Genomic DNA, 26,398 nt, shown 5'->3' with positions numbered 1-26,398 from the left:
TCAGGCCCGCGCCCGTTTGTTGTTGTCAGAAGCTGAAGTCGACCTTGGTCCACAAGGTGCGGCCGGGTTCGTTCACCGGTTGCGGGTCGGCCGCCGGGTAGCCGAAGCCTGCGTTGCCGGCCAGGTTCAGGTGCTCGGCGTAGGCCTTGTCGAACAGGTTGTCGACGCCGGCGCTGAGCTTGAGGTTGCGGCTGACCTTGTAGGCGCCATTGAGCGAGAACACGCCGAAGCCGCCGCTCTTCTGGTAGTCCTTGCCCACCACGTTGCCCTGGTTCTCGGCGATGCGGTTCTGCGCCGCCACCACCCGCCACAGGCTGCCGACGCTCCAGGCGTCGCGGCTGTAGCTCAGGCCCAGGCGGCTTTCCAGCGGCGGCATCTGCGGCAGCGCCTTGCCGTCGCTGCTGTTCTTGCCCCAGGCGTAGGCCAGGGTGGCATCGGCCTTCCAGTTTTCGGTCAGTTTGTAGGCCGCGCCCAGTTCGCCGCCCATGATGCGCGCGTCGATGTTCTGCGCCTGGGTGCTGCTCATGCCCATCATGCCGGTGCGGTAGTCGAACAGGATGTAGTCGCGCACCTGCCCGACAAAGCCCGAGGCCCAGGCCTCCAGGCGTTCGCCCTGGTACTGGATGCCGAAGTCCAGCTGGGTGGTCTTCTCTGGCTTGATGCTGTCGAAGGCGTTGCGGCTGCCCGCCGGGCCCTGGTCGGGGGAGAACAGCTCCCAGTAATCGGGGAAGCGCTGGGCGTGGCCGAGGCCGATGTAGGTGGTGGCCGGCACGGCCGCCAGGTCGTGCTCGTAGCGCACGAAGCCGCTGGGCAGGGTGTCGGCGCGGGTGTTGCCGTTTGTCGCGCTGTCACTGCGGTAGTCCTTGGCCGAGGCGCGGTCCAGGCGCGCGCCGCTGATCAGGCGGTTATCGCCGGTGAGGTACCAGGTGAGCTCGCCGAAGGCGCCGTAGTTATGGAAGTCGGCGTCCTTGTCCCAGGGCTTGTCCTTGTAAGTGTCGATGCCCATGGCGCTGCGCGCGCGGTGCTCGTTGGTCTGCGCGTCGATGCCGCTGATCAGCTGCACATCGGCCCAGCGCCAGGTGGCCTTGATGCGCGCGCCCAGGGTGCGGCGGTCGACGGCGGCGGCCATGGGGCCGGCCATCATGCCGGTGCCCGACGGGGTGCGCAGGCTGTAGTTGTCCATCACGTGGTCGGCGTAGTTGTAGTAGACCTGCGCCTCGAGCTTGTCGAGCACCTCGCCGAGGTTGGACTTTTCAAAGCGCAGGCCCAGGCTTTCGCGCTTGAACTGCGCACCGTCCATGCCACGCCCGGCGTAGCGGGCTTCGCCATCGCCCTTGCCGGCGGTGAGCTCCAGCAGGGTGTCGGCGTCGGGGGTCCAGCCCAGGGCGACGTCGCCGTTCCACTTGTTCCAGCGCGAGGGCACGGTGTCGCCGTTGCCATCCTCATAGTCATCGGAGTGCGACTGGTTGCCGACGAAGCGGGCGTAACCCAGGCTGTTGCCGGCGGCGGCGTCGAGCACCTTGTCGAAGCGGCCGTTGGAGCCGGCCATCAAGCTGGCGTTGACCCGGCTGCCCAGCTCGCCGAACTTCTCAGGCTCGCGCTCGAAGAGGATGGTGCCGGCCGAACCGCCGGGGCCCCAGATCACGCTTTGCGGGCCCTTGATCACGGTGAGGCGGTCGTAGGTCTCTGGCGAGATATAGGACGTCGGGGCGTCCATGCGGTTGGGGCAGGCGCCGAGCATCACGCCGCCGTTGGTGAGGATGTTCAGGCGCGAGCCGAACATGCCGCGCAGCACCGGGTCGCCGTTGGTGCCACCGGCGCGGATGGCCGAGAACCCGGGGATGGTCTTGAGGTAGTCGGCGCCGTCGCTGGCGGGCACCGGCTGGCGCGGGTCCTTGGGGTTGGTGACCACGGTCAGCGGCGAGCTGGGCGCCACGGCGGTGATCACTGTGGGGCTGAGCTCGGGGGCATCGACGTCATGGCCTTCGTGGCCGGTTTCGGCGGCCAGGGCCAGGGGCGCGAGCAGCGAGCCGCAGAGCACGGCGAGGGTGCCGCGCAGCGAGAGCACGGATACAGGGGTACAGCTGGACATAGTGATTCCAGTCGATCAGTCAGGCACAGGCACGAAGCCTTCGTGGCTTCGGGCGTTTGGGGTGTGGCGTCAGGCGCTGATCGAGCGGGGTGGCGCGCGGCTGCGCGCGCCAGGGAATACAGCCTGCCGGGCATGGCCCTGGCGCGTGGCATTGGTGAGGTGAGCGGGGGGAAGCACGCTGCCCGCGCTGAGCGGGCTGAGGGTTTGCGGCAGGGCGGGGCAGTTGAACAGCAGGCTGCAGTAGCCGCATTTTTCCCACATCACATGCAACTGGCCATCGTTGCCGTGGCCCTGGTGATGCTCGTGCTGGCTGCCATGGGCGTGGCTGGCGGGCATCGGCATGCTCATGTCCATGGACATGTTCATGCCGGCGTGGTGCTCCATCGGCATCGACTGAGAGATCAGCGGGCCGATGAAGATCATCCACATGGCGAACAGGCTCAGCCAGCCGCCACCGACGCGCCTGCGGTCAGGGCGGGTGCTGCGGGCGGAGCTGTTGCGCGGCAGGCTCATGGCGAGCGCCAGTCAGGGTCAGTGCGTGTGTTCGTGACCTGGCTGGTCGGCTGGCGGCTGCTTCTGCACGGCGACGTCGACGGTGATGTCACCGGCTTTTTCGAAGTGCAGGGTCAGCGGGAAGCGCTTGCCATCAGCCAGCAGGCTGCGGTCCTTGGGCTGCAAGATCATCACGTGGTAGGCACTGGGGGCGAACACCACGTCCTTGCCGGCGGGCACCGGCACGCTGGCAACTTGTTGCATCTTCATGGTGCCGCCGGCGGTCATGGTGTGTTCGTGCAGCTGTGCGTCGTTGCTGATCGGGGTGTCCACCGACAGCAGGCGGTCGTCGCTCTTGCCGTTGTTGTGCACGATGAAGTAAGCCGCCACGTTGGGCGCGTTGGGCGGCAGTTCCAGCGACCAAGGGTGGGCGATGTGCAGCTCGCCAACGCTGTATTCATGGGCGTTGGCGTAGGCGCCGGGCAGCAGCAGGGCGGCCAGTACGAGGGCTTGCTTGAGCATGGTGGTTCTCCGGTCTGTCGAGGTTCAGGCAGCAGAAAGCTTGGTGAACTCAGGCCAGCGGAGAGGCTCGGGGGTTTAGCGCTGGCCATAGCTGGCGCGGCGTGGGCTGGTAGTCGGCAAGGGCCGGCGCTTCGCTTGCGGGCAGCCGCTGCGGGGTGTGCAACTGCGCCGGGTAGCCGGGCAGGGCCAGCAGGGGCGCTGCGCCCGAGCAGCACCAGCAGTTCATCATGCTGGCGCTGTCGTCGCTTTGCGGGCCCAGGTCGATCTTGGCCAGGGCCTGGACATCGACCTTGGCCTTGTTCGCCATGCTCGAACAGAAGGCCCCCCACAGCAGCTGCTCGGCCGGGCCCTTGGACGCGGCAGAGGAAAGCGGCATGGCCAGCAGGTTGAACAGCACTGCAAGGCAGGCTATCCAGGCAATGTGCCGACGTGGGGGCATGGAGAGATCCGGTCAGGAATCGTGGTGGCTATTGTACGGCGGAGTATAGGTAAAAATGCCTGGGTGCGGTGAAGTGCCGCACCTTGGGGTTGGGGTTGGCCATCACAGGCTGCCCACTGACCTGTGGGAGCGGCTTCAGCCGCGAACACCGGCGTAGCCGGTGCCAGGCACCGCGTCGCTTGCTTCGCGGGTGAACCCGCTCCCACAGGGATCGCATGAGTCTGATCATTATGCGATCCCTGTCGATGTGGCCTGGCCCCCCCGGCGATATCAGGCCTTGCTGCGGCCCATCAAGCCGCGCACGGTCTCCTGCAGGTCGGCGGGCAAGACCACCACCTTGGCGTTGTCGCTGCCGGCCAGGTTTTCCATGGCGCCGATGTAGCGCTCACCCAGCAGGTACATGGCCGGCACGGTCTCGCTGCCCACCGCTTCCTTGACCAGGGTGATGGCCCGCGCCGAAGCTTCGGCCAGGTTGACCTGGGCTTCGGCATCCAGCTTGGCTGCCTGCAGGCGTGCTTCGGCTTCCAGAATGGCCGCCTGCTTGTTGCCCTCGGCGCGGGTCACGTCGGCTTTACGCTCACGCTCGGCGGCAGCCTGGCGCTCCATGGCGGTCTGCATGCTTGGCGAAGGCTTGATGTCCTGGATTTCCACCGAGCGCACGGTCACGCCCCAGTCTTCGGTCTGCTCGGACATCGCTTCGCGCAGGCGTGCCTTGATCTGTTCGCGGCTGGACAGCGCTTCGTCCAGGTCCATGGCACCGACGATGGCGCGCAGCGAGGTCATGGTCAGGCTGGTGACGGCGAACGAGAAGTTCTGCACGCCGTACGAGGCTTTTTGCGGGTCGACCACCTTGGCGAAGCACAGGGCGTTGGCGACGATCACCGCGTTGTCCTTGGTGATGATTTCCTGCTGCTGCACGTCGAGGATGATGTCCTTGGTCGGCAGGCGGTAGGCGACCACGTCCATGTACGGGATGACGATGTTAAGGCCCGGCTTGAGGGTGCTGTGGTAGCGGCCCAGGCGCTCGACGATCCATTCTTCGCCCTGGGGCACGATGCGCACGCCCTTGAACACGGTGATCAGTACGAATGCGGCGAGGGTGCCGACGACGATGAGGCTGGTCATGTTTGCAAACTTCCTTTTAGTGCGGGTTCAGGCCCGGGTGATGCGGGCGGTGTTGCCTTCGATGGCGGCCAGGCGCACGCGCTCGCCGGCGGGGATGTCGCTGTCGGCGACGCAGGTCCATTCCTCGTTGCCCAGGATCGGCTTCTGGAAGCGCACCCGGCCTTTCTGGAACGGCGACACGCTCACGGTCAGCAGGCCGACCTCGCCGATCACGCTGTCGGCGGTCCAGCGCACGTCAGGCTTCTTGCTGCGGAACACCTTGAACCACAGCAGTGTGGTGAGGGACGAGAACACCACCCACAGCAGCCCCTGCATGTCGAGTTGCAGGCTGGGGGCAAGCAGGGCGATGAACGACACCAGCACGGCACCAATGCCGAACCAGAGAATGAAGAACGTGGGCAGGACCAGTTCCAGCAAGATCAGGGCTACGCCGAAGACGAGCCAGATCCACCATTGCATTTCCATATGGGTGGGGCCTTCCAGTAGAGGGGAGGTGAGTTTACGGCAAGAACAAGGCACAGGGCCATTGCCGCACCATGACGTCATCAGCCTTCAGGCGAGAGCCAGTCCTCAACACGCAGGCCGGGCACGCGTTGGAACTCACGAACATTGTTGGTAACCAGCACCAGGCCTCGGGCACGTGCATGGCCGGCAATCATCTGGTCATAAGGCCCGATAGGGGTACCGGCTTTGGCCAACTCGGCACGCAATTGGGCGGTGTGGGCTGCACCCAAGTCGTCATAATCGAGCACTTCAAGGCGTGCGATGAAACCTTCTACCACGGCGAGGTTACGTTCGGGTACGGCAGATTTTTCGGCACCGTAGACAAGCTCCATCAGCGTCACGGTGCTGATGGCGAGTTGGCCATGGTGGCGGTTGAAGGCTTCGCGCACCTGCTGTGGTTTGTTCTTGATGGTGAAAATGCAGATGTTGGTGTCGAGCATGTATCTGAGCATCAGAATCCTTCGCGCTCCTGGTCGGCGGGTTGCTCCCTGCTTGCCATGTAGTCCGGGGTCACATCATCGCCTTCGAACCAGAGATCCCAGGCTTCACCTGCAGGCGAGATGATGCGCGAGCGCCCGACCGCGACGATGTCCACGCGGGTGACGTCTTCGGGAAGGGCGAGAGCTTTGGGCATGCGAATGGCCTGGCTGCGGTTGCTTTTGAAGACTGCACCTTGCTCCATGATCTGCCTCCTTGAAAGCGCAAAAGTATGTCTGAAGTTTATGCTCAGGTGCGTATATGTCAAAGGGATATACATTGGCCTGGCAATGCGCAACGCCTTTCGAGCTCTTCCACCATCTTTTGCGGATCATCAAAAACCCGATCCACGTCCGGCAGCCGGGGCCGCCTGAGCACCAGCACCGGCACCCCCCGCTCCCGCGCCACTTCAAGCTTCGGCTCGGTGGCCGCGCTGCCGCTGTTCTTGCTCACCAGCACATCGACCTGGCGCCGCTCGAACAGCGCGCGCTCGTCGTCGATGTTGAACGGCCCGCGGGCGCCAATCACCTCGCAGCGCTCGTTGCCCGGGCAAGCCTCGAGGGCGCGAAGGGTCCAGAACTGGTGCGGCGGGATTTCGTCCAGGTGCTGCAACGGCTCACGGCCCAGGGTGAACAGCGGTCGCCGGAACGCTGCCAGGGCCGCGATCAGCTCGTCCCAGCCCGCTACCTCGCGCCAGTCATCACCGGCCTGCGCCTGCCAGGCCGGGCGGCGCAGGGCCCAGCAGGCCACCCCGGCACTGCGCGCGGCCTGGGCGGCGTTGGCGCTGATCTGCGCGGCGTAGGGGTGGGTGGCGTCGATCAGCAGGTCGATACCTTGGTCACGCAGGTAAGCCGCCAGGCCCTCGGCACCGCCGTAGCCGCCGACCCGCACCTGGCAGCTGAGGTCGCTGGGTACCCGGCCGATGCCGGCCAGGCTGTACACATGCTGCGGGCCGAGCTTGCGGGCGATGGCCAGGGCCTCGGTGACGCCGCCCAGCAACAGGATGCGCCCGCTCATGGCACCCCCGCCTGGCCGACGATGCCACCCTGGCGGTCGATGGCGAACACCTCCACCTGCACCTGGGCCGGCACCACGCTGCGGGCGAAGGCCAGGGCGTGGCGGCACACTTCATCGCCCAAGGCGATACCGGCAGCGTGGGCCAGGGCCAGGGCCTGCTGGCTGGTGTTGGCGCCGGTTATCGCCTGTTGCAGCGTGGCATCGGCGCCTATGCCAGCGGCCCAGCCGGCCAGTTGCGGCAGGTCGATGCTGGAATGGCGGCTGTGCAGGTCCATGTGCCCGGCGGCAAGCTTGCTGATCTTGCCGAAGCCGCCGCACAGGGTGAGGCGCGCCACCGGCACTTTGCGCAGGTGCTTGAGCACTGCGCCGACGAAGTCGCCCATCTCGATCAGGGCGATCTCGGGCAGGTTGTAGACCCGGCGCATGGTGTCTTCGCTGGCGTTGCCGGTGCAGGCGGCGATGTGTGTGTAGCCGTTGGTGTGGGCAACGTCGATGCCCTGGTGAATCGAGGCGATGTAGGCCGAGCAGGAGAACGGCCGGACGATGCCGCTGGTGCCCAGGATCGACAGCCCGCCGAGGATGCCCAGGCGCGGGTTCATGGTTTTCAGCGCCAGGGCTTCGCCATCGCGCACGTTCACCGTCACCTCGAAGCCACCGGCATAGCCGCACTCGCTGGCCAGTTGCTGCAGGTGGTCGCCGATCATCTTGCGTGGTACCGGGTTGATCGCCGGCTCGCCCACGCCCAGTACCAGCCCGGGGCGGGTCACGGTGCCGACGCCACTGCCTGCAACAAAACGCACGCCGGGCTCGGCAATCAGCCGCACCTGGCTGTACAGCAGGGCGCCGTGGGTGACATCGGGGTCGTCGCCGGCATCCTTGAGGGTGCCGGCCTCGGCGCCGTCGCCGAGCAGGTGGCAGAACTCCAGGCGCATCTGCACCACCTTGCCCTTGGGCAGGGTGATGGCCACCGCGTCGTTGTGCTGGCCGCTCAGCAGCAGGCGCGCCGCTGCCAGGCTGGTGGCGGTGGCGCAGCTGCCGGTGGTCAGGCCGCTGCGCAGCGGCGCGGGCTGTTCGCGGGTTTCTTCACGCATTGGCGGGCTTCACCACGTCCAGCAGGGTGATCGGCAAGGCCTGGCGCCAGGTATCGAAAGCGCCCAGCGGCTGAGTGTGGGCGATGTGGATGCGGGTCAGCTCGCCGCCGTGGGTCTCGCGAAACTGCGCCAGCATCACCTCGCTTTGCAGGGTGACGGCGTTGGCCACCAGCCGCCCGCCCGGGCGCAGGCGCTCCCAGCACAGGGCCAGCACGCCGTCGCCGGTGACGCCGCCGCCGATGAAGATCGCATCGGGCTGTTCAAGCGCTTGCAGCGCCTGCGGTGCCTTACCGCGCACCAACTGCAGGCCAGGCACGCCCAGCGCATCGCGGTTGTGTTCGATGAAACCCTGGCGCCCTTCGTCGGCCTCGATGGCCAGGGTGCGGCAGCTGGGGTGGGCGCGCATCCATTCGATGCCGATTGAGCCACAGCCGGCACCCACATCCCACAACAGCTCGCCGGGTTGTGGTGCCAGGCGCGCCAGGGTGATTGCGCGCACGTCGCGCTTGGTCAGTTGGCCATCGTGGCGGAAGGCGCTGTCGGGCAGGCCGCTGGCACGATGCAGGCGCATGGCATCGGGGCTCGCCTGGCACTCGATGGCCACCAGGTTGAGCGCGGCGATATCGCTGTGCCGCCAGTCATCGGCGCTGCCGGCCAGTTGGCGTTCATCGATGCCACCCAGGTGCTCGAACACCCGCAGCTGGCTGGGGCCGAAGCCGCGTTCGCGCAGCAGGGCAGCGATGGCGGCGGGGCTGTGCTGGTCGTTGCTCAGCACCAGCAGGCGCAGGCCGCTGTAAAGATGGGCGTTGAGCGCAGCTAACGGGCGTGCCACCAGCGACACCACCTGCACGTCCTGCAGCGGCCAACCCAGGCGGGCGGCAGCCAGGGCGCAGGAGGAGGGCATCGACAGCACCTGCATTTCGTCGGCCGGCACCTGGCGCGCAAGGCTGGCGCCGACGCCGTAGAACATCGGGTCGCCGCTGGCCAGCACGCACACCGGCTCGCCGCGCAGGGCCAGCACGTCGGCCAGGGAGAATGGGCTCGGCCAGGGCAGGCGTTCGCCGGTGACGCAGCGCGGCAACAGGGCCAGTTGGCGCGGGCTGCCGAAGATGCGCGTGGCTGACAGCAGTGCGCGACGGGCCTGTTTTCCCAGGCCACTGAAGCCGTCTTCGCCGATGCCTGTAACTGTGAGCCAGGGGGCCATGCGTTCCTCGTTGTAGGTGCGTCGTGGGAGCGGGCTTGCCCCGCGATGGCGATAAGGCAGGCAACTTGGCCAGCCTGACATGCGCAATCGCGGGGCAAGCCCGCTCCCACGTTTGATTCATGCGTTCGACCGCCGGTTTTTCATGCCGCCGGACAAAGCAGGCATAATACCGCGCCTTCTACACTCAAGCGCACTTTCACGATTGCTGGACGCCCCCTTGAAGCAACCCCGAACCCCCGCCGTTTCGCCCCGCCCCTCGGCCTGCCCGGGGTTGTGGCGCATCGTTGCCGCGCGCGATGGCGGCATCTGCCGCATCAAGCTGCCCGGCGGGCTGCTGCTGGCCGAGCAGGCCGAGGCGGTGGCAGACGCGGCAGAGCGTTTTGCTGGCGGGGTGATCGAGGCGACCAACCGCGCCAACCTGCAGATCCGCGGCATTGGCACCGACCACGCAGGCCTGGTCGAGCACCTGCTGGAGGCCGGGTTGGGCCCCCGCGATGCGGCTGGCGACGATGTGCGCAACCTGATGCTCAGCCCGCTGGCCGGCCTCGACCCGGCGATGCTGCTGGATACCCGGCCGCTGGCCGGGCAGATCCTTCAGTTGCTGGAGTCCACGCCGCGTTTTCATCAGCTGTCGGCCAAGTTCGCTGTGCAGCTGGACGGCGGTGAGGGCCTGGCCATGCTCGAGCACCCCCATGACCTTTGGTTGTCCGCGCTGGTGCACGGCCAGCGCACCTGGCTGGCATTCGGCCTGGCCGGCTGCCCGGCCCGAGAACCTGCACTGGGCATGGTGCCGGTCGAGCAAGGCCTGGCGTTGGTGCGCGCGGTGCTGGAACGCTTTCTCGACCTGGCCAGCACCGAGCAGTCGCGCATGCGCCAATTGCTGGCAAGCTGCCCGGCGCAGGGCTTTGTTGACGGGCTGGCGCTTCGCTTCGTCGATGCACCGCCCGGCTGGCGCCGCCCGGCCGCCGCCACGCCCTGGCTGGGCGTGTTGCGCCAGCAGCAGGGTATCGCCTTGGGGGTGGCGCCGCCGCTGGGCCGCCTGACCCCGGCCATGCTGCGTGCGGTTGCTGCTATCGCCCGGCAATGGGGCGATTCCAGCCTGCGCCTGAGCCCGTGGCAGGGCTTGGTGATCACCTCGCTGGCCCCTGCCCATGTACACCAGGCCCAGGCCGAACTGCAGGCGCTCGGCATGCTCTGTGAAACCGCCCACCCCCTGGCCCGAGTAGCGGCCTGCACCGGTTCGGCCGGCTGCGCCAAGGCTCTGGCCAATACCAAGGCCGATGCCGTCACCCTGGCTGCGCACCTGCACCACGGCGCCCCCGGCAGCGTGCACCTGTCGGCCTGCCAACGTTCCTGCGCCGTGGCCCATGTTGCCCCGGCCACCCTGCTGGCCCGTGCCCCGGGCCGCTACGACCTTTACTTGCGCGACGCGCGCCTGCCGGGCTTCGGCCGGCTGCACGCGAGCGACCTTACCCCAGAAGAAGCAGGCGCCATGCTCGACCTGCCGACGGAGCACCTTGATGATTGAATACATCCGCGATGGTCAGGAGATCTATCGCAATTCCTTCCGCATCATCCGCGAGGAAGCCCGCCTCGAGCGGATCCCCGCCGACCTGGAAAAACTCGCCGTGCGGGTGATCCATGCCTGCGGCATGGTCGAGGCCATCGACGGCCTGCAGTTCTCCGAAGGCGCCGGCACCGCCGGCCGTGAGGCGCTGAAGAACGGTGCGCCGATCTTGTGCGATGCGCACATGGTCGCCGAAGGCATCACCCGCGCCCGCCTGCCGGCCAACAACCCGGTGATCTGCACCCTGCGCGACCCCAGCGTGCCGGGCCTGGCACAAGAAGTGGGCAACACCCGCTCGGCGGTGGCCCTGGAGCTGTGGCGCCCGCACCTGGAAGGCAGCGTGGTGGTGATCGGCAACGCGCCCACCGCACTGTTCTACCTGCTGGAGATGATCGATGCCGGCGCGCCCAAGCCTGCGCTGATTCTCGGCTTCCCGGTGGGCTTCGTCGGCGCGGCCGAGTCCAAGGCGATGCTTGCCGCCGACAGCCGCGGCGTGCCGTTCGTGATCATGCAGGGCCGATTGGGCGGCAGCGCCATGGCGGCGGCTGCGGTCAATGCCCTGGCCACGGAGGTGGAATGATGCACGCACGCGGACGACTGCTGGGCCTGGGCGTGGGCCCTGGCGACCCCGAGCTGATCACGCTCAAGGCCCTGCGCCTGCTGCGCGAAGCGCCGGTGGTGGCGTACTTCGTGGCCAAGGGCAAGCGCGGCAATGCCTTTGGCATTATCGAGGCGCACCTGCAGGCTGAGCAGACCTTGCTGCCTCTGGTGTACCCGGTGACCACCGAGGCGTTGCCGGCGCCGCTGTCCTACGAACAGGTGATCAGCGACTTCTACGACGAAGCCAGCGTGCAGGTGGCCGAACACCTGGATGCCGGGCGCGATGTGGCGGTGATCTGCGAGGGTGACCCGTTCTTCTATGGCTCCTACATGTACCTGCACGATCGTCTGGCCTCGCGCTACGAGGCGCAGGTGATCCCCGGCGTGTGCTCGATGCTCGGTGGCGCCTCGGTGCTGGGTGCACCGCTGGTGTACCGCAACCAGACCCTGACCGTGCTGTCCGGCGTGCTGCCCCATGAAGAGCTCAAGCGCCGCCTGGCCGACGCCGACGCGGCGGTGATCATGAAGCTGGGGCGCAACTTCCCCAAGGTGCGCCAGGTACTGGGCGAGCTGGGCATGGACAGCCGCGCGCTGTACGTCGAGCGCGCGACCATGGCCAACCAGAAGATCGTCGCGCTGGACGCGGTCGACCCGCAGTCTTCGCCGTACTTCTCGCTGATCATCGTGCCGGGTGAAAAATGGCAGGGATGAACAGGGCCCCGGCGATCGTCATTCTCGGCCCGGGCAGCCTGGCCACCGCGCGGCGTATCCAGCAGCGTTACCCACAGGCGCAGATCCATGGCCTGCAAGGGCGCGTGGAGCAGGCCGAGCGCTTCTACGAGTCGTTCGGCGACACCTTGCGCGCGCTGTACCAGCAGGACACGCCGATCATCGCCCTGTGCGCTGCAGGCATTGTCATTCGCACCCTGGCGCCGCTGTTGGGCGAAAAGGGCAGCGAGCCGCCGGTGCTGGCGGTGGCCGAGGACGGCAGCGCGGTGGTGCCGCTGCTGGGCGGGCTGGCCGGGGTCAATGTCATGGCCCGGGAAATGGCCGAGGTGCTTGGGGTGAACGCTGCGATCACCACCAGCGGCGAGCTGCGTTTCGGCACTTGCCTGCTGAACCCGCCGCAGGGCTATGCGCTGGCAGACCTTGAGCAGGGCAAGCGTTTTGTTTCCGACCTGCTGGCGGGCGAGGCGGTGCGCATCGAAGGCCATGCCCCGTGGCTGGCGCAGGCGCAGTTGCCGGCCAGCGACAGCGCACAACGGACCATTCACGTAGGGTGCTCGGTGCGCCCTACCAGTCGTGACGAGTTGTTGATCCATGCTCGCTGCGTGGTGGTGGCGGTGGCTGCCGGTAGTGCCGATGTAGTTCAGCAGGTGCGTGACAGCTTGCGCGTTGCGGGCATCGCCGAAGCTTCGCTGGCCGGCCTTCTGGCCAGCGAAGCCGACATGGCCGAGCCTGCGCTACACGAGGCCGCCCGCGTATTGAATGTCGGCCTGCGCTTTGCGCCCGGCGCCGATAACCTGCAAGCCATGCTTGCGCAGGCGCTGCCGCAGGCCGTTGTGCAAACGCTCGGCGGTGTGGCCATCGCCATCGCCGACGCGCCGGTGGATGTGCATCAGGTTGGCCGCAAGCGCGGCCGCCTGGCGGTAATCGGCCTTGGCCCCGGCGCTGCCGAGTTGATGGTCCCTGCGGTGCGTGCCGAGCTGGACCGTGCCGAGGATGTACTTGGCTACGAAACCTATGTGCGCATGGCCGGCCCGTTCCGTGATGACCAGGTGCAGCACTGCACCGACAACCGCGAAGAGATGCAGCGTGCCCGGCATGCTTTCGCGCTGGCCGCGCAAGGGCGTTCGGTGGTGGTGGTCTCATCCGGAGACCCTGGGGTGTTCGCCATGGCAGCTGCAGTGCTCGAGGCGCTGCACGAATCCACCGACCCGGCCTGGCATCGGGTCGACCTTGAGGTCCTGCCGGGTGTTTCGGCATCGCTGGCCACTGCAGCGCAGGCCGGCGCACCGCTGGGGCACGACTTCTGCGTGATGTCGCTGTCGGACAACCTCAAGCCCTGGTCGATCATCGAAAAGCGCCTGGACCTTGCGTGCCAGGCCGACCTGGTGCTGGCGTTCTACAACCCGATCTCCAAATCCCGGCCGCACCAGCTGGGGGTAGCACTGGATGTGGTGCGCCGACACCGCGACGGGAATACGCCTGTAGTCCTTGGCCGCGATATCGGCAGGCCGGGGCAGACGCTCAGGGTCGTAACCCTGGCCGAACTGGTGCCGGAGATGGTCGACATGCGCACCATGGTACTGGTGGGTTCGTCGACAACCTGCACATTCCCGCGTCTGGCGGGGGGTGTATGGGCCTACACGCCGCGCTGGTACCCTTCGGCAACCTAGCCTGTTGGGAAATCCTTCAAGGTTCTGCCCCCATGGCGCGCTGGCTATGGTGGCAGCCCCTAATCCAGGGGCTACCTTGAAGGATTTTCCCAATGTCCGAGCAAACACAGGTCACCGCAAACGACAGCGCAATACTGGTCGAAGGCAACCTGCTCGCCTGCGGCGCAGGCATGTCTTCGCAGAGCCGTCACGACGTCAAGAACGCCTACCACTTTGCCACCCTGGTGGCCGACAAGGCTTTCGATGCCGAAACCCAGAGCCGCGAATGGTACGACCGGTTCATCGATGTCATGCGTGATGTCGGCTTCACCATCCCCCGGCGCAGCTACGAGCTGGAAACCTCTGCAGAGTTCTCTGTCACCGTAGGCGCCGTTGCAGTGCGCACCATCGGTGTGGTCGGCAGTGCGCTGCTGGGCGGCACGGCGCTGGGCGCGCTGGCCAAGAGCGCGTTCGACAAGCTGACCACGGTCGAGAGCGACGCCCGCATCATCGAGCACAAGCGCAAGAACAAGGCCCGCGGCATGGTTGGCCTGGCAGCTTGCATCGAAACCGAAAACAACGATGTGGTCATGGTGGTCAGCTGCATCAAGGCCCGTGCACCTGAGTTCGACGGCGATGTGCTGGGTATCCAGTGGACCCTGGACAAGTCCGAGTACTACGCGGGCACCGCCGTGCTCACGCTGAATAATTTCGTCTACGACAAGGTCCGCGAAACCGTGGAAAACAAACTTGGCGTGCGCAGCGTCGAGAACGTTCTGCAGTACGACATCTGAGCGTGCGGCGGCGCCGTCAGGGCGCCGCCCTTTTCGGACCTTCTGATGAGGCCAAGTGATGGACAGAGCAATCGAGCCACTGATGTTGATTGGTGCAACGGCGTTGCTGCACCCTCCCCACGCCTTGAGCGAACAACGCCAAGCCGCCTTCGATTCGATCCTGTACGCCCAACTGGTGGCGAACAAGCAAGCCGGGTCACGTTTTGCCGACCATGAAAGCTGGTACCGGGCCTATCGCAATGCCTACCACCCGCTGGGCTGGATCAAGCTGGCGCAAACCCATGATTTCAAACGGTTGGGGCAAACCCTCGACGGCAGCCGGACGCAACCCCTGGAGGCCTGGTTGCGAATGCGCTCGATCGAGCACGAGGCCGTACTGGCTGCGGTCAAGGCGCAACTGAGCGGGTCGGCCGAGGGCTTTGCCCACCTGTTCAAGTTCGCCGTGCAGGGCAACCGGGTGGCGGTCGAAATCGGGGTACTCAAGCCGGGGCCGGTGCTCGACCTTTGCAGCATCACCCTGCAACGCGAGGCAGCGGTCCCGAATATCAGCCTGGACGCGCTGTTGCGCGAGCAATTGCTCGGCGGCGAAATCGAGTTCTACGGGGTTTCGCTGGCGCTGGACAATGGGCGGTTCCAAAGCCAGCGTGATGAGCTGCGGGCGCTGATGAAAGACCGGGATGAACAGGGGGCGTGGTGCTTCGACCTGGGGGGCGGCGCGGCAGGAGGCGAGCATGCTTGAGGCCAACTCTGCGGTGATTGGCGCCGGGATCGTCACGTTCCTGCCGGGCATTACCAAGGCACGCAAGGCGTCGGTGAAACTGGCGCTGGCCATGGCCGAGCGCGCGGCCGAGTCGGTCAGCAAGGAAGGTTTGCTCGACGACTGGTTCACTTACTACCGTAACCAGCTCAGGTTCATGGGTTGGGACGCGGTGTCGGCGGAGCAGGTCCACTGGCCGGACGAGGGCCGTGCACGCCAGGTCGATCAGGTGCTGCAGACCATTGCGGCAACCGCTGGCGAGCACTTTGCCGAGGCCTGCAGCCTTTCCATGGGCCGGTTGCCTGGTAGCGCAGCGGCGTTGCTGGCACTGGAGCAGCATGCCTACGAACGCCAGCACTTTCAGTTACTGCCCTGTGCGCCGGCGGGCGCTGGCCGGGTGGACATGGTGCTCTACCACGAGACGGACACCCAATCGGCGTTCCGTGCGGGCTTCATCAGCCGCAAGCGCAGCCATCGCAACGTGCGTGCGGAGCTGGTGCGCTTCAATATCCAGGCGTTCGAGCAAAGTTACCTGCCCAAGGTTCAGGACCGCGTGGTTCAGCTTTGCCGGGCGCGTGTGCTGGATTACGACAGCTAGCTGACCAGGTAGCCCTTGATCCCGGTGAAGATGATCTGCGCAGCCAGGGCGCAGACGAACAGCCCCATCAGGCGGCTGACGATCTGCAGGCCCTGGTCGCCCAGAATGCGTTCGATACGGTGCGAGAGGTACAGCACCAGGCCCACGGTGAAGCTGGCCAGGGCGATACTGACGATGGCCAGCAGCTTGTCATCCCAGTGCGGTTGGCTCACCCCCATCACCAGCAGCGCACCGATGGTGCCCGGGCCCACGGTCAGCGGGATGGTCAGCGGCACGATGGTCACGTCCTGCTGCACGTTGTCGGTCTGGATCGCCGACTTGCCCTGGGCCATGCCCAGGGCCGAGATGAACAGCACCGAGCCTGCGCCGATGCGAAACGCATCGGCGGTGATGCCGAACACGCCAAAGATCACCCGCCCGAACAGGTACAGCAGCACGCTGGCCACCAGCGTGGCGATCGCCACCCGCCAGGCCAGTTGCTTGCGCTCCTTGCCGGAGTAGCCGCGGGTCAGGCTGATGAAGCACGAAAGCACGAAGAACGGGCTGTAGAGCACGAGCATCTTCAGGTAGACGCTGAACAACTCATGGAGCATGGGGGTGGTCCGCGGCGGGGGGATGTCACTGTATAGCATGGAACCTGTAGGAGCGGCCTTGTGTCGCGAAAGGGCCGCAGAGCGGCCCCGGGATCTCGCTACAGCAAAAATGGCCGGGGGCTGCTGCGCAGCCCATTCGCGACGCAAGGCCGCTCCTACATCGACAGCGCTGCCGGCGGCGTTTCAGTCCAGTGGGTCGGTCACTACCTGCCGCTTCCCCGCCCAGTACTGGATGACTTCACGCAGTTGCGAAAGCTCCACCGGCTTGGCCATGTGCCCGTCCATGCCGGCCAGGCGTGCGCGTTCCTTGTGCTCGGCGAGAATGTGCGCGGTCAGCGCCACCACCGGCGTGCGCGGGCGCTGGTTGGCCGATTCCCAGGCGCGCAGCTGCTGGGTGGCGCTGAAACCGTCCAGTACCGGCATTTCGCAGTCCATCAGCACCAGGTCGTAGTGCCTGGCTTTCATTGCCTGCAGCGCTTCTTCGCCGTTGCTGGCGGTGTCCGGCTCCAGGTCCAGCTTGCCGAGCATGCCGCGGATGACCTTGGTCGAGATGCTGTTGTCCTCGGCCACCAGGATGCGGAAGTCGCCCGGCAGGTGCAGCGGTTGCGCCGTGCTGCTGGGTGGCAGCGCCATGGCCTGTTCGCGGCCGCGCAGGGCCAGCTCTTCGGCCAGGGTGGTCTTGAGGGTGTAGCCGGCCACGGGCTTGGCGAGGATGCGCTTGATCCCGGCGTTGCGCGCGATGATCTTGCTCGGGGCGTTGCTGATGCCGGTGAGCATGACCACCAGGATGTCGTGGTTCAGGCTCGGGTCTTCCTTGATCTTGGCGGCCAGCTGCATGCCGGTCATGCCGGGCATGTTCTGGTCCAGCAGCACCACGTCGAAGTAGTCGCGCAGGTGCGCCTTGGTGCGCAGCAGCGCCAGCGCCTCCTTGCCCGACGGCACGGCGCTGACGTTCATGCCCCAGGCACTGCACTGCTGCACCAGCACCTTGCGGCAGGTGTCGTTGTCGTCCACCACCAGCACCCGTGCCTCGCGCAGCGGGCCGTCGAAGTCGGCCGGCGGCTGTTCCAGGCGTTGCGGGTCCAGCGGCAGGGTCAGCCACAGGGTGTTGCCCATGCTGGTGCTGGTCTTGATGCCGAACTCGCCCTGCATCAGGGCGATCAGCTGCTTGGCGATCACCAGGCCCAGGTGGCCGCCGAGCTTGTTGCTGGAGAGGAAGTGGCGGCTGTGCAGTTCGGCCTGCAGCAGGGCATCGCGTTCGGCCGGTGGCATGGGCGCGCCGCTGTCCTGCACGGCGATGCGCAGGCGGGGGGTATCGCTGCGCTGGTCGAGGGCCACTACCAACAGGATTTCGCCCTGGTCGGTGTTCTTCAGGGCGTTGTCGAGCAGGCTCGACAGGGCCTGGCGCAGGCGTGTCGGGTCACCGCTGACCACCCGCGGTACCTGGGGCTGGGTGAAGCTGATCAGCTCGATGTTCTGCTGCTCGGCCTTGGCCCGGAAGATGTTCAGGCAGTCCTCGATCAGCGCGTTGAGGTCGAACTGCACGTCATCCAGTTCGATCTGCCGCGATTCGAGCTTGGAGATATCGAGGATCTCGTTGATCAGGGTGAGCAGCTCGTTGCCAGCGCTGTGGATGGTCTGCACGTAGTCGCGCTGCTTGACCGACAGCGGCGTGCCCAGCAGCAGCTCGGTCATGCCCAGCACGCCGTTCATCGGGGTGCGGATTTCGTGGCTGATCTTGGCCAGGAACTCGGCCTTGGCGTTGATCTCGGCGTCGCTGGCGGCCAGGGCGCGGCTGGCGCGGAAGCGCTCCTCGCTCATGCGCCGCAGGCGCTCGCTCACCGACAGATTGAGCAGCAGGCCACTGGCCAGGGTCAGTACCATCAGTATGCACAGCAGCCAGGGGGTGGGGGTGCGGGTGAGGCCGAGCAGCGCCGGCAGCAGCACCAGGCCGCCGAGGTTGAACACCAGCATGGCCAGGGCGAACAGCCGTGCCGGCACGAAACCCTTGTGCCAGTGGTAGGCGCTGACCAGCAACATGCTCAGGCTGCCAAGGGCCATCAGGGCGTAGGTCATCAGGTTCAGCGGCAGGGTGTCGACGAACAGCAACACCAGGCCGCTGACCGCGACCACCAGCATCTCGCCCTGCAGCAGGCGGTTGAGCCGTGCCGAATTGCAGCGGGCGAAGAAGTGCTGGGTGAAATACAGGCCGGCCAGCCCGGCCAGCACCAGGGTGAGGTAGGCGGTCTGGGTTTGCGCGCTGTACCACAGGTGCGACCAGGGCCCGCTGAGGTTGAGCAGAATCAAGGCGCTGAGCAGCATCAGGCCGTGGTACAGGGCCAGGATCAGCGTGGTGCTGGAGCGGGTGTAGGCGAAGCGGATCAGGTTGTGCACGATCAGCATCGCCAGGCCGCCGAACAGTACGCCGAACAGCAACGGCAGGCGCTGGTCCGCAGCGGCCGTGGCGGCAGGCTCCAGGCTTATGGCCGGGCGTAGCTGGTGCTCGGACACCAGGCGCAGGTAGATGTCCACCGGTTGCTTGCTGTGCGGCAGCGGCAGGATGTGGTCGCTGCCGTGCAAGTCGGAGCTTTCGCCCTGGTGCCCATGGTGCAGCTGGCGCAGCAGCTTGCCGTCTTCGAGGGCATAGAGGTCCAGGCGTGACAGGTCGGGGGCGAAGATGCGCACCAGCTGTTCACTGTCGCTGGGCAGCAGGCGATAGTGCAGCCACAGGGCCTGGTCGGGCAGGGCGGCATCCAGTTCTTCGAGGGTGACGGGGCTGAACTGGTTGCGGTAACGCTCGGAGCGTACGTCGGAAAGCTGCAGGCTTGCCTGCTCATCGAGCAGCGCAGACCAGCCTGCGGCCTGTTCGGCGTGGGCCGGGAGCAGGCAGAGCAGGGTCAGCAGGCTGACGATAAGGGCTGTGGCAATCCGAAGCCGACGCACGACGAAATCCTTTCTTAGCGAATGAGCCAGGCAATAACTATGCGCGGCGGGCCAAGGCGAAGGCAAGGCCCCGAGGGGCCTTGTCGACGAGCCGAAGGCCGCGCGCGCAAGGCTGCGCGGCCGTTCGGTACAACATTACTGCTGCTGTTCACCGCGCTCGCGGGCAATTGCCCGGTAGCCGATGTCGGTGCGGTAGAAGCTGCCATTCCAGCTGACTTCCTTGGCCAGGCGGTAAGCCTGCTGCTGTGCGTCGGCCACGCTGGCGCCCATGGCAGTGGCGCAGAGCACGCGGCCACCGTTGGTGACTACCTGGCCATCCTTGAGCGAAGTGCCGGCATGGAACACCTTGCCTTCGATTTGTGCTGCTGCGTCCAGGCCGCTGATGGCGTCACCCTTGGCGTAGTCGCCCGGGTAGCCGCCGGCAGCCAGCACCACGCCCAGGCTCGGGCGCGGGTCCCACTGCGCTTCGACCTTGTCCAGGGCCTTGGCGAAGGCGGCTTCGATCAGCAGTACCAGGCTCGATTCCAGGCGCAGCATGACCGGCTGGGTCTCAGGGTCGCCGAAGCGGCAGTTGAACTCGATGACCTTGGGGTTGCCCGCCTTGTCGATCATCAGGCCGGCGTACAGGAAGCCGGTGTAGACGTTGCCTTCCTCGGCCATGCCGCGCACGGTCGGCCAGATCACCTGGTCCATCACCCGCTGGTGCACGTCCGGGGTGACCACGGGGGCCGGGGAGTAGGCACCCATGCCGCCGGTGTTCGGGCCGGTGTCTTTATCGCCGACGCGCTTGTGGTCCTGGCTGGTGGCCATGGGCAGCACGTTGTGGCCGTCGACCATGACGATGAAGCTGGCTTCCTCGCCGTCGAGGAACTCTTCGATGACCACGCGCGAACCGGCTTCGCCGAAGGCGTTGCCGGCGAGCATGTCGCGCACGGCGTCCTCGGCTTCCTGCAGGGTCATGGCGACGATCACGCCCTTGCCTGCGGCCAGGCCGTCGGCCTTGATCACGATCGGTGCGCCTTTTTCACGCAGGTAGGCCAGGGCCGGCTCGATCTCGGTGAAGTTCTGGTAGTCGGCGGTGGGGATCTTGTGGCGGGCCAGGAAGTCCTTGGTGAAGGCCTTGGAGCCTTCCAGCTGGGCTGCACCCTTGGTTGGGCCGAAGCAGGCAAGGTTACGGCTGCGGAACAGGTCGACCACGCCGATGACCAGCGGTGCTTCCGGGCCAACGATGGTCAGGTCGACGTTTTTCTCGGCGAAGTCGGCCAGTTGTTCCAGGGCGCAGACGTCGATGGCGACGTTCTCGCACTTGGGCTCGATGGCGGTGCCGGCGTTGCCGGGGGCCACGAAGACTTTCTCGACGCGTGGGTCCTGGGCGACTTTCCAGGCCAGGGCGTGCTCACGGCCGCCGCTGCCGATGATCAAAACTTTCATGTCAAAACCTCGAAATCTGTATGACGGCGATCCGCGTTCCCTGTAGGAGCGGCCTTGTGTCGCGAAAGGGGCGCGTAGCGGCCCCAGCTTTTCAGCTTCGCAGCACAAATTGCCGGGGCCGCTTTGCGGCCCTTTCGCGACACAAGGCCGCTCCTACAACAGGGACCGGGATCGGCCCAACATCTGTTTAGTGGCGGAAGTGGCGCATACCGGTGAACACCATCGCGATGCCGGCCTCATCAGCGGCAGCAATCACCTCGGCATCACGCATCGAGCCACCCGGCTGGATCACCGCGCTGATACCCACTTTAGCTGCGTTGTCGATACCGTCACGGAACGGGAAGAACGCGTCCGAGGCCATGACCGCGCCCTGTACCTGCAGGCCAGCATGCTCGGCCTTGATTGCAGCAATGCGCGCGGAGTTGACGCGGCTCATCTGGCCGGCGCCGACGCCGATGGTCTGGCGCTGCTTGGCGTAGACGATGGCGTTGGACTTGACGAATTTGGCGACTTTCCAGGCGAATACCAGGTCGTGAACTTCTTGCTCGGTCGGGGCGCGCTTGGTGACGATCTTCAGGTCATCGGCGCTGATCATGCCGATATCGCGGCTCTGTACCAGCAGGCCACCGTTGACCCGCTTGAAGTCCCAACCGGCAGCACGCTCGGCTGGCCATTCGCCGCATTCCAGCAGGCGTACGTTCTGCTTGGCAGCGACCACATCGCGGGCGGCCTGGGAGATTTTCGGGGCGATGATCACTTCGACGAACTGGCGCTCGACGATGGCCTGGGCGGTTGCGCCGTCCAGTTCGCGGTTGAAGGCGATGATGCCGCCGAAGGCCGACTCGGTGTCGGTTGCGTAGGCCAGGTCGTAGGCCTTGCGGATGCCGCCTTCGTCTTCAGGAACCACGGCCACGCCGCACGGGTTGGCGTGCTTGACGATGACGCAGGCCGGCTTGACGAAGCTTTTGACGCACTCAAGGGCTGCGTCGGTGTCGGCGACGTTGTTGAACGACAGCTCTTTACCCTGCAGCTGAATGGCGGTGGAGATGCTGGCTTCGCCTTTCTTGGCTTCAACGTAGAACGCCGCGCTCTGGTGCGGGTTCTCGCCGTAGCGCATTTCCTGGGCCTTGACGAACTGGCTGTTGAAGGTGCGCGGGAACTCGCTGCGCGCCTCGGTGGACAGGGTGTCCTTGGCCTGGTCGATGGTGCCCATGTAGTTGGCGATCATGCCGTCGTAGGCGGCAGTGTGCTCGAACGCCTTGAGCATCAGGTCGAAGCGCTGGGCGTAGGTCAGGCCGCCAGCTTTCAGGCCTTCGACGATACCGGCGTAGTCGCAGGCGTTGACCACGATGGCCACGTCTTTGTGGTTCTTGGCCGCCGAGCGGACCATGGTCGGGCCGCCGATGTCGATGTTCTCGATGGCGGTCGGCAGGTCACAGCCCGGCTTGCTGATGGTGGCTTCGAACGGGTACAGGTTGACCGCGACCAGGTCGATCGGCTTGATGCCGTGCTCGTTCATGATGGCGTCGTCGGTGCCACGACGGCCAAGGATGCCACCGTGGATCTTCGGGTGCAGGGTCTTGACCCGGCCGTCCATCATTTCGGCGAAGCCGGTGTAGTCGGCCACTTCCACCGCGTTAACGCCGTTGTCCTTGAGCAGCTTGTAGGTGCCGCCGGTGGACAGGATCTCGACACCGAGCTGTTGCAGCTCACGGGCGAATTCGAGGATACCGGTCTTGTCGGAGACGCTGATCAGGGCGCGGCGGACTGGCAGGCGGGTAGTCTGGTCGGTCATTTCGGGTTCCATAACGCGGTGGATTCAGCAAAAAAGGCGCCTCTTTGCATGAGCGCCTTTTTTGTCGGGGGTTCTGGCCTTACAACAGATCGTACTGCTTGAGCTTCTTGCGCAGCGTGCCTCGGTTGAGCCCGAGCATCTCGCTGGCCTTGGTCTGGTTGCCCTTGACGTAGTTCATCACGCTTTCGAGCAGGGGCGCCTCGACCTCCGAGAGCACCAGGTTGTACACGTCCGTGACGGTTGCGCCTTCCAGGTGGGCGAAGTAGTTGTGCAGCGCCTTCTCGACGCTGTCGCGCAGGGTCTGGCCCTCCTCGCTCGGCGTGTTCAGGTGCTGCTTGAGGTTGGCGTTGTCGCTCACGGGCGTTGTTCCACTCACTAATGTCTCGGTCATCATCGTCATGCGGCCACCCCTTGTTCGTCCTCTGTACCAAGGCTCTGTCGACGTTCGGCGAAATAGGCCTGAACGTTGGCGCACTGCGCTTGTGTGTCTTGCAACGCGTTGAACTGGCTGCGGAACTCCTTGCCGCCAGGCCGGGTTGCCAGGTACCAGCCGACGTGCTTGCGGGCGATCCGCACGCCCATCACATCGCCGTAGAAGGCATGCAACGCGGCCAGGTGTTCCAGCAGAATGCGTTCCACTTCATCCAGCGTCGGTGCGGGAAAATGCTCGCCCGTGCGCAGGTAATGCTCGATCTCGCGGAAAATCCACGGCCGCCCCTGGGCGGCACGGCCGATCAAAAGGCCGTCGACCCCGGTGGCGTCCAGCACCGCCCGGGCCTTTTCCGGCGAGGTGATATCGCCGTTGGCGAATACCGGGATCGACACCGCCTGCTTGATCGCGGCGATGGTGTCGTACTCGGCTTCACCGGTGTACAGGTCGGCGCGTGTGCGGCCATGCACCGCCAGCGCCTGAATGCCGGCCTGTTCGGCGATTTTCGCCACGTTCAGGCCGTTCTTGTTCGCCCGGTCCCAGCCGGTACGAATCTTCAGCGTCACCGGGACCTCCACTGCGCCGACCACGGCATGGAGGATCTCGCTGACCAAGGCTTCGTCTCTCAATAAAGCAGAGCCGGCGGCCTTGTTGCAGACTTTTTTTGCCGGGCAGCCCATGTTGATGTCGATGATCTGCGCGCCGGCGGCGACATTCGCCTGGGCTGCGGCTGCCATCATCTGCGCGTCACCACCGGCGATCTGTACCGAGCGCGGCTCGGGATCACCTTCGTGAATGCGGCGCAGGCTCGACTTGCGGCTGTTCCACAGGCTCATGTCGCTGCTGACCATTTCCGACACCACCATGCCTGCGCCCAGGCGCTTGCACAGCGTGCGAAATGGCTGGTCCGTCACCCCGGCCATGGGCGCAAGGATCAGGTTGTTGTGCAGTGTGTATGGGCCGATGCGTACCGCCGACATAGGTGTTCCCTGTTGTGGGGCCGGATCATTGGAGTTCGAAAAAGGGTTGGCATGATACCCGCTCTCGGTGACCGGATAAAGATGAATCTGGATAAAATCTGAACAACTGCGGCGTTATGCCTGGGGGTTCGCAACAGTCGATTGGCGCCGGCTGGCCGGCGCCTGGAAGGGGGTTACTCGGGGGAGCGGAAGCTCAGGCTGTAGTTCACCGCCTTCGGGCCCGGGTCGAGGATGTCCAGGGCAATGTGGATCGGTGTCTGGCTGGGCATTTCGCCACGCCCGGCCAGCTCGCCTGACAGGTACTCGCTGGGTTTGAAGCGACGACTGGCGATCAGTTGGCCGTTGAGGTCGGCAAAGCGCAGCTCCAGCAGCGGGAAGGGCTGGGCGAACGGGGCGCGGTTGTAGATGATCGCGTCGACGATCAGTGCGCCCTTGAAGTCCGGGTGGCTGCGCACCACCAGGTTGCTGCTCTTGATCCGCGAGATGTCGACGCGGGTCGGCACTTCGCAGCCAAGCATCGGGCACAGTTGCTGGAACCACGGGCGGTACTGGTCCTGGCGGGCCATTTCGTCGAAGTGGTACCAGACGTACTGGAATGCCAGCAGGCCGGCGGCCAGCAGGGTCAGCAGGCCCCACAGCAGGCGTTTGCCCCAGTTCGGCGCAGGCTTTTCCCAACCCAATTGCAATGGGTCGTCGACCACGTCGACCAGCGGCTCCTTGCGCGGGCGTGGGAGTTTGCTGGCCAGGCTCGGCTCCAGGCGCTCGTCGGCGGGTTCGTCGAGGGCCCCCTCGTCGCGTGCCGAGAGGCGCTCGCTGCGCACATCGTCGTCCAGGGCCGACAGCCCCTTGGCAGGCTTGGGTTCATCATCGCCTGCCTGGCGCTCGAACGGCGGCTCCAGGTCGTCATCCATAGGCTGCTGGCGTACTGGCGGCTCGTCGTCCAGGTCGAGGTTGGCGTTGCCGAGGGTGGGCTCGGTTCGCTCATCTGCTGCTTCGGGTTCGGGCGCCGGCAGTTCTTGCTCGATCAGCACGGGGGCATCGCTGCGCTCGGCCTCGGGCTCGGGGTGATCGTCGGTGGCGGTGCCGAACGGCACGTCGTCGGTATGCTCGTCGCTGGCCTGTTCGTCACGCCGTGCATGCAGGGCAGGTTCTGCCGTGGCAGCGCGGCGATCGCCGGGGCGGCGGCGTTCCAGGCGGGCCAGTTCGTGGTCGAGGTCCAGGGCGTCCAGCGCCTCGGTGGTGCTGGCCAGGTCCTCGACCGGCGCGGCCGGGGGCTGCTCAACCGGTACCGGCGCGGCAGCCGGCTCAGGCGCCTGGGCGTTGGCTGCGCGGTTCTGCTCCAGCAGTTGCTTGGCCGCATTGAACACCTGCAGGCAGTTGCCGCAGCGCACCACGCCACGGGCCACGCTCAACTGGTGGTGGGTGACGCGAAAGCTGGTCTGGCAATGCGGGCACTGGGTGACGAAACTGTCGGTCATGCGGCGGTCCGGGGGCTGTGCAGCGGTTGAGTCTAGTTTGACCTAGCGGCGGCGGCCACTGATCCGTACCCAGCCGTCGCGTACGACGATCGGGTCCAGGTCGAAGTCGGCAGCATAGGCGCTGGCCACTTCCTCACCCTGTTCGGCGAGGATGCCCGACAACGCCAGCAGGCCACCGGGGCGTACCAGGCCGGACAGTTGCGGTGCCAGCGAAACCAGCGGGCCGGCGAGGATATTGGCCACCAGTACGTCGGCCTGCATGGCCGGCATCTGCTCGGGCAGGTACAGGTCGAACGTGGCGTCGGCAATGCCGTTGCGCTGGGCATTGTCACGGGAGGCCTCGATGGCCTGCACGTCGATGTCGGTACCGACCGCGTGGCGGGCGCCCAGCAGCAGTGCGGCGATGGCCAGGATGCCCGAGCCGCAGCCGAAGTCCAGCACCTGGGTGCCTTCGAGCTGTTGGCCGTCGAGCCACTCAAGGCATAGCGCGGTGGTGGGGTGGGTGCCGGTGCCGAAGGCCAGGCCGGGGTCGAGCAGCAGGTTGACTGCGTCCTTTTCCGGGGCTTCGTGCCAGCTCGGTACGATCCACAGGCGCTGGCCAAAACGCATGGGCTGGAAGTTGTCCATCCAGCTGCGTTCCCAGTCCTGGTCCTCGATCACCTCGGCTTCGTGCTCGGGCAGCTCATTGCCGGTCAGCAGTTGCAGGTGAGCGAACACTTGCTCTGGCTGGGCATCGGCTTCGAACAGCGCCAGCAGGTGGGTGTGCGACCACAGCGGGGTGGTGTTGAGGTCCGGTTCGAAGATCGGCTGGTCTTCGGCATCCATGAACGTCACCGACACCGCGCCCACTTCAAGCAGGGCGTCTTCGTAGGTTTCGGCTTGTTCCGGGCTGATGGCCAGGCGTACTTGCAGCCAGGGCATGGCGGGCACCTTAAATGTGGTTCGGTGTAATTCGAAGTGGCAGTCTGTGACTGCCAAAACGAGCATTTTACGCGAGCACGCCCCTTACGGACAGGCCGCAGGATGATCCGTCGAACAAATAACTACCGCTGGTCGTGCCGCGGCGCTACCTAGAATCTGGGCCCCAAGCC

Annotated in this window: 26 protein-coding genes; 7 read left to right on the top strand and 19 right to left on the bottom strand. The window is 66.0% G+C overall.

Annotated features, from left to right (window positions below):
* Window positions 1-25: 25 nt before the first annotated feature.
* From ACI2KK_RS14210 to cbiE, 11 genes are all read right to left on the bottom strand, one after another.
* Complete coding sequence (locus tag ACI2KK_RS14210) at window positions 26-2,092, bottom strand: TonB-dependent copper receptor (protein WP_404669348.1); 2,067 nt, start codon at window positions 2,090-2,092, stop codon at window positions 26-28.
* Between the two features lie 69 nt (window positions 2,093-2,161).
* Window positions 2,162-2,605 (bottom strand): DUF2946 domain-containing protein, encoded by a 444-nt coding sequence (locus ACI2KK_RS14205; RefSeq protein WP_404669347.1) that lies wholly within the window; start codon window positions 2,603-2,605, stop codon window positions 2,162-2,164.
* An 18-nt stretch (window positions 2,606-2,623) separates the two neighbouring features.
* Window positions 2,624-3,106, bottom strand: coding sequence for a copper chaperone PCu(A)C (locus ACI2KK_RS14200; RefSeq protein WP_404669346.1), 483 nt, complete (start codon window positions 3,104-3,106; stop codon window positions 2,624-2,626).
* A gap of 49 nt (window positions 3,107-3,155) precedes the next feature.
* The gene (locus ACI2KK_RS14195; protein ID WP_404669345.1) at window positions 3,156-3,545 is read right to left on the bottom strand and encodes a DUF2946 domain-containing protein; all 390 of its coding nucleotides are present in this window, start codon (window positions 3,543-3,545) and stop codon (window positions 3,156-3,158) included.
* A gap of 270 nt (window positions 3,546-3,815) precedes the next feature.
* A complete protein-coding gene (locus ACI2KK_RS14190; protein ID WP_404669344.1) occupies window positions 3,816-4,670 on the bottom strand; it encodes an SPFH domain-containing protein in 855 nt (284 codons plus the stop codon).
* Between the two features lie 27 nt (window positions 4,671-4,697).
* Entirely contained in the window at window positions 4,698-5,135 is a 438-nt protein-coding gene (locus tag ACI2KK_RS14185) for an NfeD family protein (RefSeq protein ID WP_369988296.1), read from the bottom strand.
* 80 nt (window positions 5,136-5,215) lie between these two features.
* Window positions 5,216-5,626, bottom strand: coding sequence for a tRNA(fMet)-specific endonuclease VapC (gene vapC, locus ACI2KK_RS14180; RefSeq protein ID WP_404669343.1), 411 nt, complete (start codon window positions 5,624-5,626; stop codon window positions 5,216-5,218).
* Window positions 5,626-5,856: a type II toxin-antitoxin system VapB family antitoxin gene (gene vapB, locus ACI2KK_RS14175; protein WP_404669342.1), complete on the bottom strand. Its 231-nt coding sequence runs from the start codon at window positions 5,854-5,856 to the stop codon at window positions 5,626-5,628. The genes vapC and vapB overlap by 1 nt, the downstream gene beginning before the upstream one ends.
* 59 nt (window positions 5,857-5,915) lie before the next feature.
* On the bottom strand, window positions 5,916-6,668 hold the full coding sequence (locus ACI2KK_RS14170; protein WP_404669341.1) for a cobalt-precorrin-6A reductase: 753 nt from the start codon (window positions 6,666-6,668) through the stop codon (window positions 5,916-5,918).
* A complete protein-coding gene (locus ACI2KK_RS14165; RefSeq protein WP_404669340.1) occupies window positions 6,665-7,759 on the bottom strand; it encodes a cobalt-precorrin-5B (C(1))-methyltransferase in 1,095 nt (364 codons plus the stop codon). Before ACI2KK_RS14165 ends, ACI2KK_RS14170 begins: the two co-directional genes overlap by 4 nt.
* Window positions 7,752-8,963, bottom strand: coding sequence for a precorrin-6y C5,15-methyltransferase (decarboxylating) subunit CbiE (gene cbiE / locus ACI2KK_RS14160; RefSeq protein ID WP_404669339.1), 1,212 nt, complete (start codon window positions 8,961-8,963; stop codon window positions 7,752-7,754). Before cbiE ends, ACI2KK_RS14165 begins: the two co-directional genes overlap by 8 nt.
* 202 nt (window positions 8,964-9,165) lie before the next feature.
* Between cbiE and cobG the strand changes: the two genes are divergently transcribed.
* From cobG to ACI2KK_RS14125, 7 genes are all read left to right on the top strand, one after another.
* Complete coding sequence (gene cobG / locus ACI2KK_RS14155) at window positions 9,166-10,491, top strand: precorrin-3B synthase (protein ID WP_404669338.1); 1,326 nt, start codon at window positions 9,166-9,168, stop codon at window positions 10,489-10,491.
* Window positions 10,484-11,110 carry a precorrin-8X methylmutase gene (locus tag ACI2KK_RS14150; protein ID WP_404669337.1) on the top strand — a complete coding sequence of 209 codons (627 nt, stop codon included), beginning with the start codon at window positions 10,484-10,486 and terminating at the stop codon, window positions 11,108-11,110. The genes cobG and ACI2KK_RS14150 overlap by 8 nt, the downstream gene beginning before the upstream one ends.
* Window positions 11,110-11,841 (top strand): precorrin-2 C(20)-methyltransferase, encoded by a 732-nt coding sequence (locus ACI2KK_RS14145; protein ID WP_404669368.1) that lies wholly within the window; start codon window positions 11,110-11,112, stop codon window positions 11,839-11,841. The genes ACI2KK_RS14150 and ACI2KK_RS14145 overlap by 1 nt, the downstream gene beginning before the upstream one ends.
* Window positions 11,838-13,529, top strand: a complete 1,692-nt coding sequence (cobJ, locus tag ACI2KK_RS14140; protein ID WP_404669336.1) for a precorrin-3B C(17)-methyltransferase — start codon at window positions 11,838-11,840, stop codon at window positions 13,527-13,529. Before ACI2KK_RS14145 ends, cobJ begins: the two co-directional genes overlap by 4 nt.
* Window positions 13,530-13,621: 92 nt before the next feature.
* Window positions 13,622-14,302, top strand: a complete 681-nt coding sequence (locus ACI2KK_RS14135; protein ID WP_404669335.1) for a hypothetical protein — start codon at window positions 13,622-13,624, stop codon at window positions 14,300-14,302.
* Between the two features lie 58 nt (window positions 14,303-14,360).
* Window positions 14,361-15,041, top strand: a complete 681-nt coding sequence (locus ACI2KK_RS14130; protein ID WP_404669334.1) for a hypothetical protein — start codon at window positions 14,361-14,363, stop codon at window positions 15,039-15,041.
* The gene (locus tag ACI2KK_RS14125; protein WP_404669333.1) at window positions 15,034-15,657 is read left to right on the top strand and encodes a hypothetical protein; all 624 of its coding nucleotides are present in this window, start codon (window positions 15,034-15,036) and stop codon (window positions 15,655-15,657) included. Before ACI2KK_RS14130 ends, ACI2KK_RS14125 begins: the two co-directional genes overlap by 8 nt.
* Here ACI2KK_RS14125 and ACI2KK_RS14120 read toward each other — a convergent pair.
* The 8 genes from ACI2KK_RS14120 to prmA form a co-directional block, all read right to left on the bottom strand.
* Entirely contained in the window at window positions 15,654-16,250 is a 597-nt protein-coding gene (locus ACI2KK_RS14120) for a MarC family protein (protein WP_217840506.1), read from the bottom strand. The two genes, ACI2KK_RS14125 and ACI2KK_RS14120, sit on opposite strands and share 4 nt — an antisense overlap.
* A 183-nt stretch (window positions 16,251-16,433) precedes the next feature.
* On the bottom strand, window positions 16,434-19,193 hold the full coding sequence (locus ACI2KK_RS14115) for a response regulator (RefSeq protein WP_404669332.1): 2,760 nt from the start codon (window positions 19,191-19,193) through the stop codon (window positions 16,434-16,436).
* Window positions 19,194-19,328: 135 nt separating this feature from the next.
* A complete protein-coding gene (purD, locus tag ACI2KK_RS14110; RefSeq protein ID WP_404669331.1) occupies window positions 19,329-20,624 on the bottom strand; it encodes a phosphoribosylamine--glycine ligase in 1,296 nt (431 codons plus the stop codon).
* A 187-nt stretch (window positions 20,625-20,811) separates the two neighbouring features.
* Entirely contained in the window at window positions 20,812-22,419 is a 1,608-nt protein-coding gene (purH, locus tag ACI2KK_RS14105; RefSeq protein ID WP_404669330.1) for a bifunctional phosphoribosylaminoimidazolecarboxamide formyltransferase/IMP cyclohydrolase, read from the bottom strand.
* A 79-nt stretch (window positions 22,420-22,498) separates the two neighbouring features.
* The gene (gene fis, locus ACI2KK_RS14100; protein WP_008093076.1) at window positions 22,499-22,819 is read right to left on the bottom strand and encodes a DNA-binding transcriptional regulator Fis; all 321 of its coding nucleotides are present in this window, start codon (window positions 22,817-22,819) and stop codon (window positions 22,499-22,501) included.
* Window positions 22,816-23,829, bottom strand: coding sequence for a tRNA dihydrouridine synthase DusB (gene dusB, locus ACI2KK_RS14095; protein ID WP_217887401.1), 1,014 nt, complete (start codon window positions 23,827-23,829; stop codon window positions 22,816-22,818). The genes fis and dusB overlap by 4 nt, the downstream gene beginning before the upstream one ends.
* 173 nt (window positions 23,830-24,002) lie before the next feature.
* Entirely contained in the window at window positions 24,003-25,307 is a 1,305-nt protein-coding gene (locus tag ACI2KK_RS14090; RefSeq protein WP_404669329.1) for a DUF3426 domain-containing protein, read from the bottom strand.
* A gap of 42 nt (window positions 25,308-25,349) precedes the next feature.
* Window positions 25,350-26,228, bottom strand: a complete 879-nt coding sequence (prmA, locus tag ACI2KK_RS14085; RefSeq protein ID WP_404669328.1) for a 50S ribosomal protein L11 methyltransferase — start codon at window positions 26,226-26,228, stop codon at window positions 25,350-25,352.
* Window positions 26,229-26,398 lie beyond the last annotated feature (170 nt).

It is taken from the genome of Pseudomonas sp. NPDC089406 (genome assembly GCF_044900265.1).
GTDB classification, from domain to species: domain Bacteria; phylum Pseudomonadota; class Gammaproteobacteria; order Pseudomonadales; family Pseudomonadaceae; genus Aquipseudomonas; species Aquipseudomonas fakonensis.
Note: the sequence above shows the minus strand (reverse complement) of the source record. Positions and strands in the feature narration are given on the sequence as shown.

Excerpts from the sequence above, each read along its gene's own strand:
- fis (WP_008093076.1), bottom strand. The coding sequence starts at position 22,819 with ATGACGATGATGACCGAGACATTAGTGAGTGGAACAACGCCCGTGAGC.
- dusB (WP_217887401.1), bottom strand. The coding sequence starts at position 23,829 with ATGTCGGCGGTACGCATCGGCCCATACACACTGCACAACAACCTGATC.
- ACI2KK_RS14195 (WP_404669345.1), bottom strand. The coding sequence starts at position 3,545 with ATGCCCCCACGTCGGCACATTGCCTGGATAGCCTGCCTTGCAGTGCTG.
- ACI2KK_RS14170 (WP_404669341.1), bottom strand. The coding sequence starts at position 6,668 with ATGAGCGGGCGCATCCTGTTGCTGGGCGGCGTCACCGAGGCCCTGGCC.
- ACI2KK_RS14125 (WP_404669333.1), top strand. The coding sequence starts at position 15,034 with ATGCTTGAGGCCAACTCTGCGGTGATTGGCGCCGGGATCGTCACGTTC.
- ACI2KK_RS14145 (WP_404669368.1), top strand. The coding sequence starts at position 11,110 with ATGCACGCACGCGGACGACTGCTGGGCCTGGGCGTGGGCCCTGGCGAC.
- purH (WP_404669330.1), bottom strand. The coding sequence starts at position 22,419 with ATGACCGACCAGACTACCCGCCTGCCAGTCCGCCGCGCCCTGATCAGC.
- cobJ (WP_404669336.1), top strand. The coding sequence starts at position 11,838 with ATGAACAGGGCCCCGGCGATCGTCATTCTCGGCCCGGGCAGCCTGGCC.
- ACI2KK_RS14120 (WP_217840506.1), bottom strand. The coding sequence starts at position 16,250 with ATGCTCCATGAGTTGTTCAGCGTCTACCTGAAGATGCTCGTGCTCTAC.
- ACI2KK_RS14150 (WP_404669337.1), top strand. The coding sequence starts at position 10,484 with ATGATTGAATACATCCGCGATGGTCAGGAGATCTATCGCAATTCCTTC.
- ACI2KK_RS14185 (WP_369988296.1), bottom strand. The coding sequence starts at position 5,135 with ATGGAAATGCAATGGTGGATCTGGCTCGTCTTCGGCGTAGCCCTGATC.
- purD (WP_404669331.1), bottom strand. The coding sequence starts at position 20,624 with ATGAAAGTTTTGATCATCGGCAGCGGCGGCCGTGAGCACGCCCTGGCC.
- cbiE (WP_404669339.1), bottom strand. The coding sequence starts at position 8,963 with ATGGCCCCCTGGCTCACAGTTACAGGCATCGGCGAAGACGGCTTCAGT.
- ACI2KK_RS14200 (WP_404669346.1), bottom strand. The coding sequence starts at position 3,106 with ATGCTCAAGCAAGCCCTCGTACTGGCCGCCCTGCTGCTGCCCGGCGCC.
- ACI2KK_RS14130 (WP_404669334.1), top strand. The coding sequence starts at position 14,361 with ATGGACAGAGCAATCGAGCCACTGATGTTGATTGGTGCAACGGCGTTG.
- ACI2KK_RS14165 (WP_404669340.1), bottom strand. The coding sequence starts at position 7,759 with ATGCGTGAAGAAACCCGCGAACAGCCCGCGCCGCTGCGCAGCGGCCTG.
- vapB (WP_404669342.1), bottom strand. The coding sequence starts at position 5,856 with ATGGAGCAAGGTGCAGTCTTCAAAAGCAACCGCAGCCAGGCCATTCGC.
- ACI2KK_RS14210 (WP_404669348.1), bottom strand. The coding sequence starts at position 2,092 with ATGTCCAGCTGTACCCCTGTATCCGTGCTCTCGCTGCGCGGCACCCTC.
- ACI2KK_RS14135 (WP_404669335.1), top strand. The coding sequence starts at position 13,622 with ATGTCCGAGCAAACACAGGTCACCGCAAACGACAGCGCAATACTGGTC.
- vapC (WP_404669343.1), bottom strand. The coding sequence starts at position 5,626 with ATGCTCAGATACATGCTCGACACCAACATCTGCATTTTCACCATCAAG.
- ACI2KK_RS14190 (WP_404669344.1), bottom strand. The coding sequence starts at position 4,670 with ATGACCAGCCTCATCGTCGTCGGCACCCTCGCCGCATTCGTACTGATC.
- prmA (WP_404669328.1), bottom strand. The coding sequence starts at position 26,228 with ATGCCCTGGCTGCAAGTACGCCTGGCCATCAGCCCGGAACAAGCCGAA.
- ACI2KK_RS14090 (WP_404669329.1), bottom strand. The coding sequence starts at position 25,307 with ATGACCGACAGTTTCGTCACCCAGTGCCCGCATTGCCAGACCAGCTTT.
- ACI2KK_RS14205 (WP_404669347.1), bottom strand. The coding sequence starts at position 2,605 with ATGAGCCTGCCGCGCAACAGCTCCGCCCGCAGCACCCGCCCTGACCGC.